Source organism: Nostoc flagelliforme FACHB-838 (assembly GCF_014698065.1).
Lineage (GTDB): Bacteria > Cyanobacteriota > Cyanobacteriia > Cyanobacteriales > Nostocaceae > Nostoc > Nostoc flagelliforme_B.
Genome location: NZ_JACJSI010000559.1, coordinates 1 through 3116 on the forward strand (window position 1 = coordinate 1; position 3116 = coordinate 3116).

The following is a 3116-nucleotide window of genomic DNA, read 5'->3' on the forward strand; positions in this document are numbered from 1 at the left end:
TTCTCCTTCTCAATTTTTTCTTTCAAAAGCCTTTCCCGCTCTTGGGTTTCTTCTTCTACCCTCTCCCTCTCAAGTCTGATTAATCGCTGCTCAACTCGTCCACAGTAAAAATCTAATGCCTTACCCGTCGCCGCTCCGGTAACTGTACCACCGACTAAAAAGATGAGTCCGGTTTTCCAACCTTGAATCGGGCCTCCGCTCCACTGCAAACTTTTTTGATTAAACCATACCAGCACAGAGAAGACAAAAATTCCAACTACTGTATTGATGAGCGCAAAAATTCTCGGTGTCATCTCAGTCTGGCGCAGGATCAACCACTGCCCCAGCCAGAGTACTGCACCAAAAATCACCGCAGCGATCGCATTCATCAAAGCATTATCTGGATATTTGAACGGATTTAATATCATGTTAATAATCAATGGCACAAATATCAGCGCACAGAGCAAAGAGCCAATTAATGAGCCAACAACGCTTATCAAGCTCCAGTAGCGACCGAGATAACCGAGGCGAAACTCCAGTATCCACTCCTGTACCGGGAGCATTGTTATGTAAAACGCGATTCCTGCACTGACGTAATCGAGCATTGGCAGTTGTTTTACCTTTATTTTTAGCGTATTTGGCATAGCCGTGCCAAAACGTACAAGAAAGATACCAAGGAGTTACGCAAAAATCACTCTTTCATTTTGAATTGGAAAGTAAGGCTAACAGCTTATTCCAAATTAAATTTTTACAACTTATTTTTACATCATGCCTAACCTAAGACGAATCTTCGTGACATCTCCCCCAACAGGTGACAGCATCCACAACGCCGCCGCCGCTCCCAATATCTGAGGGCGATGACGTAACCGCTCGGCAGGCAATCACCAACAGTCAAAAAAGAGGTTTGGGAAAGTGCAGTTTCCATAACCTATCCCTGAACTATAACCCCACACTTCTTAGATATCCACCCGTAGTTGTATAACCCGTTCTAAATCCTTCCATACAATCTAAAAGGTTTTAGAATGCTACGATTCATTACATTACACTCCACCCCTACATCGTTTTCATACGCGGTTGTAGGTTTTTTTTAATCTCCCTAACATTCCCCAACCCTTTACACGCGCAAGCTCTGTTATTTTGCCCTTAGAAGCGATTAGCTTTTATCTCTTTAAGAATGTTTCCTAGGCTGTAGTAGTTCGCTTTCGTGACGAAAGCGGGGTAAAGGGTTTAAATCCCTTAACCTTTTCCCTTTCCCCTTTACCCAGTCCTCACAAGCACATTTTTGGGTTGGCAGACTAGTAGGGCATTTTGGCGGGGGTGGGAAGGTGCGATCATAGGGAGCTGCGGCAACCCGCCGCCAGGTAACGCAGTTGCTAGTCAAATATAGAAATATAAGGTGAGATTTAATCACTTAAGTCTTGAAATATGAAAAGATAGTCAGATAAGGAAAGCGCTGAATCAACAGCGCAGTTAGGAAATCGGTAGGTTTATACAATAATGCTAATATGCTGCTACTAACTGTATAGACTGATCAAAAAATAAGGTTAATAGCGATTTTTTTATCGCTATTAACTAAACTTTATGATCCTTGTATTTGCGTAGCTTGCCACCGTAGGCATCGCCTCTCCTCTCTCTTCATCCCCACCAATGCCTTACTTACAGCACAAGTGGGCCATTCACGGATTCTACAAGCAGTAAACAGGCAGACACCGAACAAGGTGCGATTCTTCGAGAACACCGCAGGCATCGTAGGAAGAAATGAAAAAAAAATTTAATTTGTAGCCACTCGACAAAGTAGCTACTTTTTCGATTTGACTATCCTACTTTCAACCCCAAACAAATCTTTGTAAACTTCATGATCTCGAAAAAGCTCCATAATCAAACTTCGAGTAAAAGCACAGTAAATCATATTGCCTCGCGCCTCGTACAAACCAAAAGCTTTAAATAAATCTTTTTTAGCGTCCTCAATATTGCCCAGATGGAATCTGACTGTCCCTCGTCCACAATATGCTTCTGCACAATCAGCATCTAGAGATAATGCTTTTTCTAAATCAAAGAGTGATTTTTCTAATTCACCAGATAAAAAATGAATATTCGCCCTATTTATATAAGCTGATAAACAGTTTGGAGCGAGTGAAATTATTTGATTGTAATTTAAGATAGCTGCTGGGTTGTCACCAGTTAAGTTTTTATACGTATCAGCCCGATTTAGATAAGCCTGGACTAATTTTGGATTCAGAGCGATGGCTTTAGTATAATCTTCAATCACCTTGGGAAATTCTGACTTATGACAGATTTTTGAGCGAGCTAATCCTCGATTATTATAAGCTTCAGCAAAATTCGGATTCATTGCTAATGCGTTATCAAAAAGCTGAATCGCATTTTCATATTTTTCGATTTGAAACTGAATTAGTCCTATAGTATTGTGAACTTCAGCAAAATTAGGATTAAGTAGTAATGCCTCTCTAAAGCACTCGATAACTGCATCTAAATTACCTGACTTTAAATGTGCCAAACCTTGATTATAAAAAACCTGTGCTTGCTCTAAATTCGCTGTCTCCATAGCGTTGTTCTCCTCTTTGATCGCCTTAAAAAGTCTATTTAGTATAAATCTATCTTTGTAAGTCTATTTGTTGTATTTGAGATTTAGCTAATATTTTATCAATTTGAGTATTAACATCCTCAAAAGTTTGCAATATCTGTGGAGTTACTTTATTAGTCTGTATTCTCCCAGATTGCAAGTTTAAAATTACCTCTCCATTTTTCTGCGAAATAATTAAATGCCTCTGCTGGGTATTGAAAGCCAAGTCATAAGTTTTACCTTGGACTTGAGTACCATTTTCATCAGACTTACCCCAAACCATGCCAATCCTTTGAGCAATTTGAGTCAACCGACTGATGGCTTCAAGTTCAAATGTATCTTTATTCATTACTGTCAACGCTTGGGCTGATAATTGCTCACCAGCTTTAAACCCATAAGCCACTTCTGCAATGCGTTTTTTGTAATTCTCCGACTTGCCTAACTTTTGGACTTTGGACAAAAAGAAGTAGTTCGCGGAAACAATACGAACAAGCGAATAATTAATCTTGTTTATAGTTACCAGAAGAAAAAAAGCATAGCCACCAGATCCCCAACG

Annotated in this window: 2 protein-coding genes and 2 pseudogenes; all 4 read right to left on the reverse strand. The window is 39.9% G+C overall.

Going from position 1 to position 3116, the window contains the following annotated elements; all coding sequences use genetic code 11:
* Positions 1-623, reverse strand: a pseudogene (locus H6G97_RS48705) (hypothetical protein); the annotation flags it as partial.
* A 128-nt stretch (positions 624-751) separates the two neighbouring features.
* Entirely contained in the window at positions 752-904 is a 153-nt protein-coding gene (locus H6G97_RS48710; RefSeq protein WP_190947465.1) for a hypothetical protein, read from the reverse strand.
* An 873-nt stretch (positions 905-1777) separates the two neighbouring features.
* Entirely contained in the window at positions 1778-2542 is a 765-nt protein-coding gene (locus H6G97_RS48715) for a tetratricopeptide repeat protein (protein ID WP_190947466.1), read from the reverse strand.
* Between the two features lie 49 nt (positions 2543-2591).
* Positions 2592-3116: pseudogene (locus H6G97_RS48720) on the reverse strand (hypothetical protein); the annotation flags it as partial.